The sequence below is a fragment of the Rhodococcus sp. IEGM 27 genome, from assembly GCF_033142305.1.
In the GTDB taxonomy this organism is placed as follows: Bacteria; Actinomycetota; Actinomycetes; order Mycobacteriales; family Mycobacteriaceae; genus Rhodococcus_F; species Rhodococcus_F oxybenzonivorans.
The window spans coordinates 399,765-413,911 of record NZ_JAWLSG010000001.1; the positions used below are offsets into that span (position 1 = coordinate 399,765).

Genomic DNA, 14,147 nt, shown 5'->3' on the forward strand with positions numbered 1-14,147 from the left:
CCACACCCCCCCCCACGCCGGGCCGGGCCCGGCCCGGCCCCCCCCCCCCCCCCCCCCCCGCCCCCCCGGGGGCGGGGGCGCGGCCCCCCCCCCCCCCCCCCCCCACTTCCAGAGGTTCGTTCAGTTGGCGTGCTTCTGGACGAGTGCGCCCAGACGCGGAAGTGCTTCGATCACATTCTTCTTCGCGGACGGGCGCAGCGAGTTGTACACCTTCTTGACCGCGCCACGGTCACTGTTCTCGATGCGCTCGTCGGTGACACCGAGGAGCGAGTCCGACACGTCGTCGCCGCGGGCGACGAGGTAATCGGCGAACGAATCCTGGCCGCTGGCGGTGAAATCCTGCCAGTACGGCTCGAGCTTGGTGACGAACTCGGGCAGCAAGCCCTCGATAGCATCCGGCACGATGGACGGTCCCACCTTCTTGACCGCGGCGTAACCACCCTTCAATGCCAGCCCCGAGGCCCCCGACTTGTCCGAAACCTCCGCGTCGATCAGAGCCTGCACATCGGCGATGACCGCCGGCACGCGTGCCTCGTCGAGCAGGGTTTCGTTCAGAGCTGCAACCACTTTCAATGCCTCCGTATTGACTGAGCGATCAGGTCCGGCCAGACACTATACGAAAAGCTGCGGGTCGCGTTGTTCGAGCAGGCCATGACACCGGCGCACCCGCTCGATCCACCAGCGGGCACGCTCGGGCGTTGCCGCGAGGTCGGCGACCCGGGCGGGGTCGGGAGTCACGGATGCGACGCCCAGTTCACCGTCCACGGGCTCTCTGGGCTCGGCCACATCCGACTCGAAGAGTCCACCGGTTCCCAGTCCACACGCGAAATGCAGGTCGGGTAGTGCGGCCGCGGCCGCGACACCGGCGGCGATTCCCACGGCGGTGTCCAACGCACTCGACACGACCACCGGGACCCCGTACTCGGACAACTCGTCCGCGAGCGCGAGGAGGCGGCGCATTCCACCGAGGGGGGCGACCTTCACGACGGCGATGTCGGCGCCGCCTGCGCGAACCACCTTCGACGGATCGTCCGCACGTCGAATGCTCTCGTCGGCGGCCACGCGCACACCGGGCACACGTCGACGCACCTCTACCAGCTCCGGCACACTCGCGCACGGTTGTTCCGCGTACTCGAGCGGCCCGTCTGCCGTGAGTGCGTGCAGCGCCGTCACCGCCTCGTCGACCGACCATCCACCGTTCGCGTCGACGCGTACGCAGGGAATGTGTGCGCGGACGGCGTTCACCCGTGCGACGTCGTCGGCGAGAGTCTGACCGCGCTCGGCTACTTTCACTTTCGCGGTTCGGGCGCCCGGGTATCGCTCGAGCAGGGCGGGAACCTGTGCGGCGTCCACCGCGGGAACGGTCGCGTTGACAGCGACCCGGTCGCGGAGCGCGGGCGGCGGACCGAGCCAGGCGGCCTCGATCGCCGACTGCAGCCAGTGCGAGGCTTCGTCGTCCGCGTATTCGGGGAAGGGCGCGAACTCCCCCCATCCCGCGGGACCACGCACGAGCACGGCTTCTCGGGTGGTGATGCCGCGGAAGCGGACCCGCATGGGCAAACTCACCACGACCGCGTCGGCCAGGACCTCGTCGAGGGTCGGCAGAGTGGACACGAGGTCAGGGCTGTCCGGGCAGAAGCTCGAGCATGAGGGCCTCACAGTCGGCGAGCAACGTGTCGCCCTTCTTCAGCTGCGCAGTGATGAACGTCTTGCGCCCCTCTACCCGGTCGACGCTGCCCTCGACGGTGAGCGGTGTGTTGAGCGGTGTGATCGCCCGATAGTTCACATGCAGGTACGCCGTGCGACTGATGGGCCGTCCGTACGCGTGGACGATCATTCCCATCAGGTCGTCGAACAGCAGCGGCAGCGTGCCGCCGTGCGCGGCGCCGTTGCCACCGAGGTGGTAGCGACGGAACTCGCCCGCGCTGCGCACCCCGTCGGGTCCGAACTTCTCGATATGCCACGGCGGCATCAGCAGGCTCCCCCGGCCCGGCAGCTCGATCGTCCGCCCGGCCGGCGACCGTCCCTCGGGAACCACGTACGGTGTGAGCACTGCGGCCAGCTTCTCCACCTGGTCAGCCGCCTGCGCGACAACGTCGTCGGGGGCGTCCACCGACACCGCCAGATCCTGCAGGGTGCGCATTCCTTCCACGAACCGCGCCCAATCCGGGCCGGGGGTGATCGCCTCGTACTTGGGGAACCCGCCGTGGTGCTCGTAGTCGTCGTCGCGCTTCCCGTCGACACCGGTGACGTCCGCAGCCTGTTCGCTCATACCTGCACGGTAAACCCGGGCCGGACTCCCGCGCGCGGACACCCACGGGCGGCACCCGATAATCTCGGAGCCGTGACCTTCAACCCGCAGCACTGGCGACCCGTACCCGGCTTCGAGAACCTCACGGACATCACCTATCACCGGCATATCAGCGAGGGCATCGTCCGGGTGGCGTTCGACCGTCCCGAGGTGCGCAATGCCTTCCGTCCACACACCGTCGACGAGCTCTACCAGGCACTCGACCATGCCCGGATGACCTCCGACGTGGGCGCCGTCCTCCTCACCGGCAACGGGCCGAGCCCGAAGGATCAGGGCTGGGCGTTCTGCTCGGGCGGAGATCAGCGCATCCGCGGCCGCAGCGGATACCAGTATGCGGAAGGGGAAACCGCGGACACCGTCGATCGGGCACGCGCCGGGCGCCTGCACATCCTCGAGGTTCAGCGATTGATCCGGTTCATGCCGAAGGTCGTCATCTGTCTCGTCAACGGCTGGGCCGCAGGCGGCGGGCACAGCCTGCACGTGGTGTGCGATCTGACACTCGCCAGCCGTGAGCACGCCCGCTTCAAGCAGACCGACGCCGACGTCGGCAGCTTCGACGGCGGCTACGGCAGCGCCTACCTCGCCAAGATGGTCGGGCAGAAGTTCGCCCGTGAGATCTTCTTCCTCGGCGAGACGTACACCGCCGAGGAGATGCACCGGATGGGCGCCGTCAACAAGGTCGTCGACCATGCCGAACTCGAGGACGTCGGAATCGAGTGGGGCGCCAGGATCAACGGAAAGTCCCCGCAGGCGCAGCGCATGCTGAAGTACGCGTTCAACCTGCAGGACGACGGGCTCGTCGGACAGCAGTTGTTCGCGGGAGAGGCAACCCGCATGGCGTACATGACGGACGAGGCCGTCGAAGGTCGCGACTCCTTCCTCGAGAAGCGCGAACCCGACTGGAAGCCGTATCCCTGGTACTTCTGAGCCGCTCCCCTTCCCGGGCATCGTGGAAATGGCCACGCGCCAGCGCGGATTCACCGATTCCGGCACACTGACCACATGAGCACCGACCGCGAGCTCCCGGCCCCGGAACACCGCCGTCCGCCCGGAACCGGCGACGACACCGTCGCCGCGCTCGGGAAGTTGTCCGAATCCCTCGAAACCGTCGAGCGGGCCCGCGGACTGCTGTACTCGTTCCACCAGCTGATCGGGCACGCCGACCTCCAGCTCGGTGACGCCGTCGACGCGTTGCGGTCGGCCGGTCACGGCGCGACGGCGGACCGCCTGGAGACCGAGTTGGTCGGCCTCAACGTGCTCGACGGACGGTGGACCTTCCAGGTCGTGGAAGAGTTCGACGACGGGTATTGGTCCACCTTCCGTGAACTCGAGCGCGCCGCCCGTGACGAACTGTTGGACGGTCGTCGCCACCTGTTCGAGGCGGAGATGAAGGAAGCGCGACGCACACACGGCCGGGCAGGTCACGAAGCCCGCCCGAGCAAAGGAGAGTGACGGGTGGAAATCCTCAGCAGCAGGACGATCCTGCGGCCACGGGACTACGCGACGACGCTGAGTTTTTACCGCGACATCCTCGGACTCGCCACCGCCCGCGAATACCCCGGGGGCACGGTCTTCTTCGCGGGGCAGGGACTCATCGAGGTGGCCGCCCACGGCGCCGCGGACACTCCGTCGACGTTCGACGGTGCCCTGTGGCTGCAGGTCCGCGACCTCACCGCAGCGCAGACCGAACTGGTCCTCGCCGGGGTCAAGATCAACCGCGAAGCCCGGCAGGAACCGTGGGGACTGCACGAAATGTGGATCGCGGACCCCGACGGAATTCCGATCGTCCTGGTGCAGATTCCGGAGGATCACCCCCTTCGGCGCGACACCCGGCCGGTGAACGACAGGTGACACGGGGCCAAACGCCGGGCCGCCTCGAGGTGTCCGACCCCAGCTGTACTTTTCGAACTTCGATCCGCACAATCTGGGTGTGACCGCAGAGCTCGTAGTTCTTCTGGTGGTGGTCGTCACCGCCCTCGCTTTCGACTTCACCAACGGCTTCCACGACACCGGAAACGCAATGGCCACCTCGATCGCAACGGGAGCTCTGCGACCCAAGACCGCGGTCGTGCTCTCCGCGTCGCTGAATCTGGTCGGCGCATTCCTGTCGGTCGAGGTGGCCGCGACAGTGGCCAAAGGTGTCGTGAACCTGGGAACGGTGGGCGGTGAAGATCTCCTGCTCATCGTGTTCGCGGGACTTGTCGGCGGCATCATCTGGAACCTCGCGACCTGGCTGCTCGGTCTGCCGTCGAGCTCCTCGCACGCGCTGTTCGGTGGCTTGATCGGTGCGGCCATCGCGTCCATCGGCATGAGTGGTGTCGAGTGGGGCGGGGTCCTCGGCAAGGTCGTCATTCCGGCACTTCTCGCCCCTGTCGTCGCAGCACTGGTCGCCACGGCCGGCACTAAACTCGTATACCGCATCACCTCCGCCGTGCCGGAGGGAACGAAGGAGCACGGGTTCCGCGTCGGTCAGATCGGTTCCGCCTCGCTGGTGTCGCTCGCGCACGGAACCAACGACGCCCAGAAGACAATGGGTGTGATCTTCCTCGCACTGGTCGCGCACGGCAGCATCACCGCCGACGACGAGATGCCGTTCTGGGTCAAGCTCAGCTGCGCCGTCGCCATTGCCCTCGGCACCTATCTCGGCGGCTGGCGGATCATCCGCACCCTCGGCAAGGGGCTCGTCGAGATCGCCGCCCCGCAAGGCATGGCCGCCGAATCCTCGTCGGCCGCGATCATCCTGACGTCGAGCCACCTCGGACTTCCGTTGTCCACCACACACGTCGCCACCGGTTCCATCCTCGGCACCGGACTCGGCCGCAAGGGCGCCGAGGTTCGCTGGGGCATCGCCGGACGTATGGCGGTCGCGTGGCTGATCACTCTCCCCTCGGCCGCGTTCGTGGGCGCCGTGTGCTGGTTCCTCGCGCACATCATCGGCGGCCTCGCCGGCGTGCTGGTGGTGTTCGCGGCACTCATCCTCCTCGCCGGGTTCATGTACCTACGGTCCCGCAAGCAGCCGGTGCACTCCGGCAATGTCAACGCCGAGTGGGAGCCGGGTGCAGAGCATCCCGCGACCACGGCTGTACCACCCCCGGCCGACTTGGAGATCTCCGAGTCGCCCAGACCCACCACCACCAACCACTGACGGGAGCTGCTCATGACCCTCTTGACCACCACCGTCAACTCGCTCTGGCAAGTGATCCTCGTCGGACTGCTGTTCGGTGCGGGACTCCCCGCCATCTTCGCTCTCGGACTGAAGTCGCTCAGCATCGGAGCCGGAGGTGACACCTCCGCACCGCAGGCGTCCGTCGCAGGCCGGATCGGTGCCGTGGCCTGCTTCGCCGTCGTGCTGATCGCGATCATCACTGGGATACTGCTGTTGATGAGCGACTTCCTGGCCAGCACGTTCGGTATCCACATCTTCTGAGCGGCGACCGCGAGGTCCCCACTCCATCGACGAAAGAGGCCGAACGCGTGCCCAAATATTCACTTCGTTCCGTACTCGATTGGCTCCGCGCCGGATACCCCGAGGGGATCCCGGCGAAGGACCATTTCGCGTTGCTGGCGGTGTTGCGTCGTCGACTCACCGATGAGGAAATCGAGCAAGTGGTGGCGCTGTCGATCGAAACGGCCCACGAACACCCGAATCGCCACGTCGATTACGACAGCATCCGGCGCCTCATCAGTGAAATCACCCACGAAGAGCCGTCGGAGGAGGACGTTGCGCGGGTCACCGCGAACCTCACCACGGGAGGGTGGCCGGTCGCCGGTGACACCGACGAGGGTGCGGGCGATCCGAAAGAAACACGCGACGCGGGATAGCCGATGAGCCTTCCACCGTTCCTCACTTCCATCGTCGGGTGGCTGCGAGCCGGCTATCCCAATGGTGTGCCCGAGCAGGACTACATCCCGCTGTTCGCGTTGCTCACTCGCCGCCTGTCCGAAGACGAGGTGGATGCCGTCGCCGACGCTCTCGTCGAGGAAGGTGACCTCCCCATCGAGAAGACGGACATCCAGGTCCTGATCACCAAGGTCACCGACGAGCTGCCACTCGAATCGGATGTCGACCGGGTTCGCAGCAATCTTGCCGCGGGCGGATGGCCGTTGGCCGGGCCCGCCCAGTGAGCGAACTCCAGGTCCTTCCCGTCCCGTCGGGCGTCGGGGTCGTCGGCATCCTGCCGCAGCTGTCGGAGATGCTCGACGGAACCGCCCCCGCCGCGCTGCCCGTCCCCGCCGCGGACGAGCGGGAGACCCGGCGACTGACCGACGCCCTGCGTCCTGGGGAGCCGATCGACGACGGCGTCGCACTCGTCGTGGCGACTTCGGGTACGACGGGCGTGCCCAAAGGTGCGATGCTCACAGCGGCTGCGCTGCGCGCGAGCGGTGAAGCGACACACGCGAGACTCGGCGGGCCCGGCTCCTGGCTCCTGGTGCTGCCCGCCCACCACATCGCGGGGATGCAGGTTCTCCTGCGCAGTGTGCTGGCGGGCACCGAACCGGTCGTGGTCGATGTGACGGGAGGTTTCGATCCCGCAGCGCTGCCCGCCGCGGTCGAGACCATGACCTCGCGTCGCCGCTACACGTCGCTGGTTCCGACGCAGCTCGTCAAGGCCCTCGACCACCCCGGCGCGGTGGCGGCACTGGCCTCCCTCGACGCCGTCCTGCTCGGCGGCGCAGCCACACCTGCCCCGGTGCTGCAGCGTGCCCAGGAGGCTGGGATCACCGTCGTCCGCACCTACGGCATGAGCGAAACGTGCGGCGGATGCGTGTACGACGGCATTCCTCTCGACGGTGCGCGGGTCCGGATCGACGACGACGGCCGCGTCCTGCTCGGTGGTCCCATGCTGGCGACCGGTTACCGCGGCATTCCCGACCACCCCGCGTTCGCCGAACCCGGCTGGTTCCGCACCGACGACTCCGGGTCGCTCACCGACGGAATCCTCAGCATCACCGGCCGACTGGACGAGGCCATCTCGACCGGCGGCCTCACCGTCGTACCGCAAGTAGTCGAGCGCGCACTCAACGAGCACCCGGCCGTGCGTGAATGCGCCGTCTTCGGCCTCCCCGACGAACGACTCGGCCGGCGTGTCACCGCCGCCGTCGTCGCCGAACCCGGAACCCTCCCCACGCTCGACGAACTGCGGCAATTCGTCGAACGCACCCTCGACCCCACCGCTGCCCCCCGCGAACTGCACCTCGTCGACGCCCTCCCCCTCCGCGGTCCCGGCAAGGTCGACCGCCGGGCCCTGGAGTCCAGGTTCGGGTAAGGCGCGCCTGTTTGCGTAGATATTTGCCAGCCGCGGGCGCAATGGTCGCGCGTCTGGCCAATGTCTCCAGATGGAGTTGTCCACAGGCTGACCTCCATCCACAGGGTTGCACTGAAGTCCTGGTGAGCACACCAGTCCTGTCTGCCGCGTGCTGCACGATGCCCGCCATGACCGACGCTGACTCGCAATCACACGTCCGGCTGCGGCCGAACTGCTGAAGTACACGTCCACGCTGCACCATTCGGCGCCTCCCGCTCGGGCGCCTACTTCTCCAGTTCGGGGGCGTCCGCCTGCAACTCGCCCACCTCGGTTTTGAGGATTCGCATGGACCGGCCGAGACCGCGCGCAGCGTCGGGCAATTTCTTCGACCCGAAGAGCACCACCAGAACCACCGCGACAATCGCCCAGTGTGACGGGCTCATCGCTCCCATTACTGCGGTTCCTCACCGTCGGGGTACACGGCGTCCACCTCGACTTCGACGAGCCATCCCGCTGCCGGCAGGCTCGCCACCTCGAGGGCGAATCGGCTGGGACGCGCGGAGTTCCGTTCCATCGGGGCGGCCGGTTCCGCGGTGCCGAGGGGAACCAGTTCGGTGTCGCCGGTGTCGAGGTTGGTGTTCGCGAAGAATTGCCGGTAGGCGCGATTCCAGCCGGCGTAATCGGCGCGGTCCGTTCCGGGGGCGTTGTCGAGGAACACCCGCATGGTCACGACATCCTCGAGCGTCAGCCCCTGCGCCTCGAGATTGTCGCGAATTCGCTTCAGGGCATTGATGCCTTGCGCTTCGGTGATCGTGACCCCGCCGGGAAGCATGCCGCCTGCGAACACGTCCGTGTCGATGTACGACTCCGGGGTGCCCTCGGGCACAGCTTTGTTGGACACACCCGGTCCGATCCCGCTCGACTTGTAGACCGCGGTGCCACCGCCGATCGCCACCCCCTGCGCGATCATCGGACTCGCCTCGCCCGCTTCAAGAATGGATTTCGAGACGAAGGTGCTGCCGGGCGCCTCCGCTGCGGCTTCGTCGGAGGAGCACGATGTCGCCCCGGCGATCAGAGCGGACGCTGCGAGCGCGGCGGTCACGGCCTTGGTACGAAAAGACTTCACAGTTCAGAACTCCTTGTTAGAAGGGAAGGTCAGGCTTCCTGGGCCACGCGCTCGTGGATGTGGGTGACGACGTCGCGGGCGGACGTCAGAGCGCCGTGCTGCCAGGCGATCGCATTGGACAGGTGGTCGCCGGCGAAGTAGATCTTCTCGACCGGTTCGAGCAACTTCTCGTACTCGGGGGTGGCCGCCCCGCCGTGGGAGCCACCGCTTCCCGCCCAGTTGACCCACGCGCTCTCGGAGTACTTGGTGCGACGCCAGCTGCCGGAGAACGACGAGGAGATGTCGCGGGTGTACTTCTCACCGTGGATTTCGGAGCCCTCGGCGATCGCCTTGGCGAGCCGCTGCCGGTGGGTGAGCGACTCGAACGCCTCCTGCCTCTTGCCGCTGCTGTAGTAGGCGACGACCACGCCTCGATCGGAGTTGTAGTGGTCGTAAGGGAACATGATCTGCGAGATGTCCTTGTCGGTGTTGGACGCGCCACCGTAGATGCGGTCCTCCGTCTCCCACCACCGGCGCGAGTACTCGATGCCGAGCTTGCCGGACGACGACGGCTTGGCCGCCTTCAGCGCGGTGAGCACGTCGGCGGGCAGGTTGTTCTGCAGACGTCCGATCAGGTGTGGCGGAATCGTGCAGATCGCGTAGTCGGCGGTAATCGACTTCTTCGAGCCTCCGGCGGTGTATTCGACGGTGACGCCCTCGGACACGTCCTTCATCGACGTCACCTCGGCGCCGAAGACGATGTTGTCGGTGCCGATCCTGTCCTGAAAGGCGTAATAGATGCGGTCCATGCCGCCGACCGGGGTGAACATCATCATCGCCTGGTCGTAGCCGAAGTCGAAGCTGAAGTTTCGTCCGATGCCGCTGCGGATCACTTCCTGCATCGCGAACGGCTTCTTCTCGCTGCCGAAGTTCAACCCGGCACCGGGCTCGGAATCGTAACCGCGACGCGAGGATCCGAGGTATCGGCCGTCGTCGGACAGGTCACCGAAGTCACTGAGGAACTCCGACAACGCGTCTTTGTCCTCTTGGGTCAGCACCTGGTCCAACGCGCCCTGATCGGTTGCCTTCTTCAACAGTTCCGACATGTAGCCGAACGTGTCGGCCTTCGCGGCCCGGTACGTGACGGACTGGCCCGACAACGACGTGTCGCTCTGGTAGTTCACATACGTATTGGCGTTCTGGTTCCCGAAGCCCTGGATCTCGACGCCGAGTTCCCGGCAGTAGTCGAGGGTGATGTGGCTCTGCGGGATGCGGGTGGCGCCGACGTTGTAGAAGTGGCCCTCGGAGAAGGTGCACTTCTGCGTCTCACCGCCCAGGTCCGTTTCCTCGGTGCCGGCCCGCGCCGTCCAGACACGTCCGCCGGGGCGGGTGCGTGCCTCGAGGACGGTCACCGTGTACCCCGCCTTCTGCAGTTCGTACGCAGAACACAGACCGGCGGGACCGCCGCCGAGTACGACCACCGAATGGCTGCCCTTCACCTTGCCGATCAGGTCACCGGCGGCGAGTGGCGTGAAGGTGCGGGCGGGCGCGGCGGTCGACGGCGCCAGCCCGAGCGTCGACATCGCGCCGTACGCAAGGCCTGCGCCTCCGGTGGCCCCCAGGCCCTTCATGAAAGATCTACGTGTGAATGCCAATTCGCGCTCCCATTCGTGCGCCCGGTGACCCGGGTATCTGTCGGCACTCATCCTGGGAGCACTACGAGTCGGGAACTTGTCGGCCGCGAAACAGTTCTGGGCATTCGAGCGAGAAGGGGCACACCGCTTTCTCACTCCCGGGGCGTAATTCGACCCTGAACCGAAACTTTCCCGCAACACGGGCGGACTAGTTTTCGGCCAATGTCAGCCCTTTCCGACGCAATCGTGCGCTCGTTCGCCACCGGCGAGCCCGAGCGTCAGGCTCTCTCTCCGTTGCGAGCCCTGGGGCGACGGCAACTGTCGGGGCTGGAGGTTCTCGCGCAGTCGGTGGCCACCACCGCCCCCGCGGTCTCGATGGTCGTCCTGCCCGTCACCATGTTCACCCATCAGATGCTTCTGAGCGGTGTGGTCACCATCGTCGTCGCTACGGTCGTGATCACGCTGATTGCGGTGTGCGTCTCCCAGTTCACGCGGCGGATGGCCGCGGCGGGCGGCATCTACAGCTTCGTATTCCAGGGACTCGGTACCCGGGCCGCCCTCACCGCCGGCGTGGCCATGCTCACCAAGTACGTCGGTAGCGCCGTCATGACCCTGTACCACGGCGGTCAGGCCGTGATCACGACACTCGGTTTCCTCGGACTGGAGATGCGTGGTCCCGCCGACCGGGTACTGATTTATGCCGGCATCGGACTCGTCATTCTCGGATGTCTGGTGCGGGGCGTGCGGTTCGCAGCCCTCGCCATTCTCGCCATCGAAACATGTTCGCTGCTCTTCATCATCGGCCTGATGGTGGTGACGGGCGCGGGCGGGCAACACGCCGTGGTGCCGCCCGAAGACTCTTCGCACGGTCTCCTGACCATGGCGCTCGTTGCCGTGTTCGCTCTCGCCGGTTTCGAGAGCGCCACTTTCTTCGGACCCGAGGCCAAGCGGCCCCTCGCGACGGTGACCCGGACCGTCCTCCTCACCCCGATGATCTGCGGTGCCTTGTTCATCTTCGCCGGCTGGGCCGCGTGGTCCGGCCGCGCCGACACCCTCGTCAACGCCTACCTCCACGGCACGTCGACCGGTGTCGCCCCAGCGGTCGTCATAGCGCTGAATCTCGGGCTCGGGACGTCGTGGCTGGCCTCGGCGATGGCGTCGTCCAACGCCGCCTCACGCCTCGTGTATTCGATGGGCGTCGAATCAGTGGTTCCGCGGCTGTTCGCGCGCGTGCAGCGCGGCTACCGCACTCCGTATCCCGCTCTGGCCCTGATTGTCTGCACCGTATGCGTGGGCGCAGCGACCTTCGGAATAGTCGGCAAGTCGACCGCATTCGGTCACGTTCAACTGGCAGCACGCACGGCGGTGATCGCCGCCTATGTGCTGGTTGCGGTGGCGTCGGTTCGATTCCTCCTCCGAATTCAGGAGCACACCGCATTGACCTTGTGCGCCGGGGTCGCGGGCAGCGCAGCCGGTGGAACCGTCCTCACCTACCTGTTGTTCACCACTGCCTCACACGGCCTCGTCATGGTGCCCGCGGTGATGCTCACGCTGCTGCTGTCCGGTTCTGCCTGGCACCTTTTCCTTCAATGGCACCATCCCGCGAGTCTGGAGTCGATCGGCGTTTTCGACAGCGCCGAAACGGAGGACGTACTGCCGGGTGCGGGCGTGTTCGTCACCGACGCGACGGGCAACCTGGCATTGACCGCGAGTGCGCGAACCCACGAGATGCGCTGATGGCGAGGAGGACCGGGGAGCTCGCGGGACACGAACCCCGCGCCGTGCAGAAAGCACTCGCACTACTCGAGGCCGTCGCCCAACTGGGCTCGGGAGCTACCGCCAAGGACGTCGCCGCCCATGCGGGTATCCCCCAGGCGACGGCCTATCGGCTTCTGAATCTGCTCACCGCCGACGGCTATCTGGTGCGAATCTCCGACCTCTCCGGATTCGCACTCGGTCGCCGCACCCGGCAACTCGCGGGCGCCGACACGCCGGACCCAGTCGATCAGCACGCGATCGTCGAGGGACTGCGGTCTCAGGTGCGGTTCGGTGTCTACCTCGCATCGTTCACGGGGGGCGCGGTCCGGCTCGTCGACAAAGACCCCGACCACGAACTCAGCGGTGAAGGCACCATCACGGCGCATCCGCATGCGTCCGCCATCGGGAAGATCCTCCTCGCGGCGCACCCCGAACTCGTACAGCAGCAACTACGCCGGGTCACGTCCCGCACGATCACCGACATCTCGATGCTGCACGCCGAGCTGGAGACCATTCGGCACACCGGTTCGGCCCAGGAAGTGGACGAGATTCGTATCGGCCGCAGTTCCGTCGCCGTCCCCGTGCGCGACGCCCGACACGGCGTGGTGGGCTGCCTCGCCGCGATCGGGAAGACCGGACGGCTGGCCGTCGGCGATCCGGAGTTGACCGACCTCCTGCACGCTTGCGCCCACCGCCTCGGCGCCGGTGTGTCGGCCTGAACAGATCGCAGCCGTTACCAGTTCGCCCCGCCCGGTAACACTCAGGTACTGGTCCACCGCATTCGGCGGTGGTGCGGAGTGCAAAGATCGACACATGGCAACGGCTGCTCAATGGATCGAAGGCGCTCGTCCGCGCACCCTCCCGAACGCGATCGCCCCGGTGCTGGCGGGCACAGGCGCAGCGGCGTCGCTCGGCGGCGCAGTGTGGTGGAAGGCGTTACTGGCGCTCGTCGTCTCTCTCGCGTTGATCGTCGGGGTCAACTTCGCCAACGACTACTCCGACGGCATTCGCGGCACCGACGACGAACGGGTCGGACCGCTGCGGCTCGTCGGTTCCAAGTTGGCGAAGCCGTCGGCGGTGAAAGCTGCTGCCATCGCCTGCTTCGCCGTCGCCGCCGCCGCCGGACTCGTACTCGCCGTCACCACGGCGTGGTGGCTGGTTCTGATCGGCGCGCTGTGCATCGTAGGCGCCTGGTTCTACACGGGCGGCAAAAAACCCTACGGGTACAGCGGTTTCGGCGAGATTGCCGTCTTCGTGTTCTTCGGTCTCGTCGCCGTGCTCGGGACCCAATACGTGCAGGCGGAGAGGGTGGACTGGGCGGGCCTCGTGACGGCCGTTGCCGTCGGATCGTTCTCCAGCGCGGTGCTCGTGGCGAACAACCTCCGGGACATCCCCACGGACACCGAATCGGGCAAACGCACACTCGCTGTCCGTCTCGGCGATGCCCGCACCCGCATCCTGCACCTCGTCACCTTGACCGTCCCGTTCATCGCGACTCTCGTCCTCCTTGCGCGCACCCCCTGGGCGCTTCTCGGACTATTGGCCGTGCCCCTTGCGATCCGGGCGAACTCGCCGGTTCGTTCCGGCGCCACAGGCCTGGCCTTGATACCGGCGTTGCGAGATTCGGGCCTGGCCATGCTCATCTGGGGCGCAGCGACGGCCGTGGCGTTGTCGCTGGCCTGACCGAGCTCAGTCGCGGTCCGGAACGACGATGTTGACCAGGAAATTGACGACCGAGATGATCAGGCCGCCCCAGAGAGCCGTCCAGAAGCCGTCGACCGTCATGCCATAGTCCGTCTGTGAACTCAGCCAAGCGGTGAGCATCAACATCAGCGCGTTGATCACCAGGGTGAAAAGTCCGAGCGTGAGAACCAGGAGCGGCAACGACAACAGCTTCACCAGCGGTTTGACGAAGATGTTGACCACCGTGAATACCAGCGCGATACCGAGCAGCACCACGATGTCCCACGCAGTGCCGTTGCCCGAACTCGAGATGTCTATGCCCGACACCCAGGCGGCCGCGAGCCAGATCGCGAACGCGTTGACGACGAGACGTACCAAGAAGGTCATCTGTGCATGCTGGCACATCACTG

General features: G+C 66.7%; 18 protein-coding genes. 11 read left to right on the forward strand and 7 right to left on the reverse strand.

The window, feature by feature from the left end:
• Window positions 1-120 precede the first annotated feature (120 nt).
• The 3 genes from R4P95_RS01830 to R4P95_RS01840 are packed head-to-tail and all read right to left on the reverse strand — an operon-like array spanning window position 121 to window position 2,272.
• Window positions 121-567 carry a DUF6918 family protein gene (locus R4P95_RS01830; protein ID WP_109327928.1) on the reverse strand — a complete coding sequence of 149 codons (447 nt, stop codon included), beginning with the start codon at window positions 565-567 and terminating at the stop codon, window positions 121-123.
• 45 nt (window positions 568-612) lie between these two features.
• Complete coding sequence (locus tag R4P95_RS01835) at window positions 613-1,614, reverse strand: o-succinylbenzoate synthase (RefSeq protein ID WP_213573079.1); 1,002 nt, start codon at window positions 1,612-1,614, stop codon at window positions 613-615.
• Window positions 1,615-1,618: 4 nt separating this feature from the next.
• Complete coding sequence (locus R4P95_RS01840; protein ID WP_159920355.1) at window positions 1,619-2,272, reverse strand: PaaI family thioesterase; 654 nt, start codon at window positions 2,270-2,272, stop codon at window positions 1,619-1,621.
• 72 nt (window positions 2,273-2,344) lie between these two features.
• On the opposite strand from R4P95_RS01840, the gene R4P95_RS01845 reads away from it, so the two are divergent.
• From R4P95_RS01845 to menE, 8 genes are all read left to right on the forward strand, one after another.
• The gene (locus R4P95_RS01845; RefSeq protein ID WP_213573080.1) at window positions 2,345-3,238 is read left to right on the forward strand and encodes a 1,4-dihydroxy-2-naphthoyl-CoA synthase; all 894 of its coding nucleotides are present in this window, start codon (window positions 2,345-2,347) and stop codon (window positions 3,236-3,238) included.
• A gap of 75 nt (window positions 3,239-3,313) precedes the next feature.
• Window positions 3,314-3,763, forward strand: a complete 450-nt coding sequence (locus R4P95_RS01850; RefSeq protein ID WP_109327920.1) for a hypothetical protein — start codon at window positions 3,314-3,316, stop codon at window positions 3,761-3,763.
• Window positions 3,764-3,766: 3 nt separating this feature from the next.
• Window positions 3,767-4,162, forward strand: a complete 396-nt coding sequence (locus R4P95_RS01855; protein WP_208962342.1) for a VOC family protein — start codon at window positions 3,767-3,769, stop codon at window positions 4,160-4,162.
• A 79-nt stretch (window positions 4,163-4,241) separates the two neighbouring features.
• Window positions 4,242-5,456: an inorganic phosphate transporter gene (locus tag R4P95_RS01860; RefSeq protein ID WP_213573081.1), complete on the forward strand. Its 1,215-nt coding sequence runs from the start codon at window positions 4,242-4,244 to the stop codon at window positions 5,454-5,456.
• Window positions 5,457-5,468: 12 nt separating this feature from the next.
• A complete protein-coding gene (locus R4P95_RS01865; protein ID WP_213573082.1) occupies window positions 5,469-5,738 on the forward strand; it encodes a hypothetical protein in 270 nt (89 codons plus the stop codon).
• Window positions 5,739-5,785: 47 nt separating this feature from the next.
• Window positions 5,786-6,133 carry a DUF3349 domain-containing protein gene (locus tag R4P95_RS01870; RefSeq protein WP_213573083.1) on the forward strand — a complete coding sequence of 116 codons (348 nt, stop codon included), beginning with the start codon at window positions 5,786-5,788 and terminating at the stop codon, window positions 6,131-6,133.
• A 3-nt stretch (window positions 6,134-6,136) separates the two neighbouring features.
• Window positions 6,137-6,436 (forward strand): DUF3349 domain-containing protein, encoded by a 300-nt coding sequence (locus R4P95_RS01875; RefSeq protein ID WP_208962346.1) that lies wholly within the window; start codon window positions 6,137-6,139, stop codon window positions 6,434-6,436.
• Window positions 6,433-7,578, forward strand: a complete 1,146-nt coding sequence (gene menE / locus R4P95_RS01880; protein ID WP_317743439.1) for an o-succinylbenzoate--CoA ligase — start codon at window positions 6,433-6,435, stop codon at window positions 7,576-7,578. The genes R4P95_RS01875 and menE overlap by 4 nt, the downstream gene beginning before the upstream one ends.
• A 263-nt stretch (window positions 7,579-7,841) precedes the next feature.
• Here the strand turns inward: menE and tatA are convergent, their stop codons facing one another.
• The 3 genes from tatA to R4P95_RS01895 are packed head-to-tail and all read right to left on the reverse strand — an operon-like array spanning window position 7,842 to window position 10,317.
• Window positions 7,842-8,009 carry a Sec-independent protein translocase subunit TatA gene (tatA, locus tag R4P95_RS01885; RefSeq protein WP_109327910.1) on the reverse strand — a complete coding sequence of 56 codons (168 nt, stop codon included), beginning with the start codon at window positions 8,007-8,009 and terminating at the stop codon, window positions 7,842-7,844.
• Window positions 8,009-8,683: a Rid family hydrolase gene (locus tag R4P95_RS01890; protein ID WP_317743441.1), complete on the reverse strand. Its 675-nt coding sequence runs from the start codon at window positions 8,681-8,683 to the stop codon at window positions 8,009-8,011. Before R4P95_RS01890 ends, tatA begins: the two co-directional genes overlap by 1 nt.
• 29 nt (window positions 8,684-8,712) lie before the next feature.
• On the reverse strand, window positions 8,713-10,317 hold the full coding sequence (locus tag R4P95_RS01895) for a flavin monoamine oxidase family protein (protein WP_317743925.1): 1,605 nt from the start codon (window positions 10,315-10,317) through the stop codon (window positions 8,713-8,715).
• Between the two features lie 201 nt (window positions 10,318-10,518).
• On the opposite strand from R4P95_RS01895, the gene R4P95_RS01900 reads away from it, so the two are divergent.
• The 3 genes from R4P95_RS01900 (at window position 10,519) to R4P95_RS01910 (ending at window position 13,737) form a co-directional block, all read left to right on the forward strand.
• Window positions 10,519-12,033, forward strand: coding sequence for an APC family permease (locus R4P95_RS01900; RefSeq protein WP_317743442.1), 1,515 nt, complete (start codon window positions 10,519-10,521; stop codon window positions 12,031-12,033).
• Entirely contained in the window at window positions 12,033-12,773 is a 741-nt protein-coding gene (locus tag R4P95_RS01905; protein ID WP_213573088.1) for an IclR family transcriptional regulator, read from the forward strand. The genes R4P95_RS01900 and R4P95_RS01905 overlap by 1 nt, the downstream gene beginning before the upstream one ends.
• A 94-nt stretch (window positions 12,774-12,867) precedes the next feature.
• On the forward strand, window positions 12,868-13,737 hold the full coding sequence (locus tag R4P95_RS01910; protein WP_213573089.1) for a 1,4-dihydroxy-2-naphthoate polyprenyltransferase: 870 nt from the start codon (window positions 12,868-12,870) through the stop codon (window positions 13,735-13,737).
• 6 nt (window positions 13,738-13,743) lie between these two features.
• Here R4P95_RS01910 and R4P95_RS01915 read toward each other — a convergent pair whose 3' ends face one another.
• On the reverse strand, window positions 13,744-14,124 hold the full coding sequence (locus R4P95_RS01915; protein ID WP_213573090.1) for a phage holin family protein: 381 nt from the start codon (window positions 14,122-14,124) through the stop codon (window positions 13,744-13,746).
• Window positions 14,125-14,147: the final 23 nt, after the last annotated feature.